The organism is Allokutzneria sp. NRRL B-24872 (assembly GCF_002155965.1).
In the GTDB taxonomy this organism is placed as follows: Bacteria; Actinomycetota; Actinomycetes; order Mycobacteriales; family Pseudonocardiaceae; genus Allokutzneria.
Genome location: NZ_MUMH01000249.1, coordinates 1 through 704, shown reverse-complemented (window position 1 = coordinate 704; position 704 = coordinate 1). Strand labels below are relative to the sequence as shown.

The window sequence follows — 704 nt, the reverse complement described above, 5'->3', positions numbered from 1 at the left end:
ACGTCACCGACCCCGTACTGGTCCTCCATCAGCATGAACATGCCCGACAGGAAGTCCTTGACCAGGCTCTGCGCGCCGAAGCCGAGGGCGACCCCGAGCACGCTCGCCGAGGCGATGATCGGGGTGAGGTCGATCCCGAGCTGGCCGAGCACCATCAGGAACGCGATGCCGTAGATCAGGATCGAGACGGCGGAGCGCAGCACGGAGCCGATGGTCTGGGCGCGCTGGCTGCGGCGCTCCGACAGCAGCGGCCCGAGCGACTCCGGGGCGCGTTCCTTCAACGGCCGCAACAGCTTCGGCACCTTGCCGTCGCCGCCGCTGGTGAGNNGCGCGCGCAGCCCGGCGAGCGGGTCGGGCACCGCCGTGCCCGGCGAGGGAACTAGGGGGAGCTGCTCCACTTACCGATTCTCCAGGTCCAATCCGGTGGCCGAGGCCAGGAACGCCAACTCGTCCGTGAGGAGGTCGACCATCCTGGACACCGACCGTGTGGAGTGGCCGACCTCAGTCTCGCGGCGGAACACTATCGGGCGATCACTGTCCGACCCAGTGGTGGAGTGCTGTAGCGCGGCGCACATTTTCCTTGCGTGGCAAGGGTCCACGCGGGAGTCCGACTCGAACACCGAGAACAGCACCGACGGGTAGCGCACGCCTTCGCGCACGTGGTGGTACGGCGAGTAGGACAGCAGCCAGGGCAGCTCGTCGGC

2 protein-coding genes are annotated in these 704 nt (G+C 68.4%); both read right to left on the bottom strand.

Features of this window, described 5'->3' with window-relative positions; translation table 11 throughout:
* Nucleotides 1–359 (bottom strand): mechanosensitive ion channel family protein (locus tag CCN37_RS36975; RefSeq protein ID WP_246843533.1); only part of this gene is annotated, 359 nt, incomplete at its 3' end.
* 39 nt (nt 360–398) lie between these two features.
* Nucleotides 399–704 (bottom strand): prolyl oligopeptidase family serine peptidase (locus tag CCN37_RS36970; RefSeq protein ID WP_143262007.1); only part of this gene is annotated, 306 nt, incomplete at its 5' end.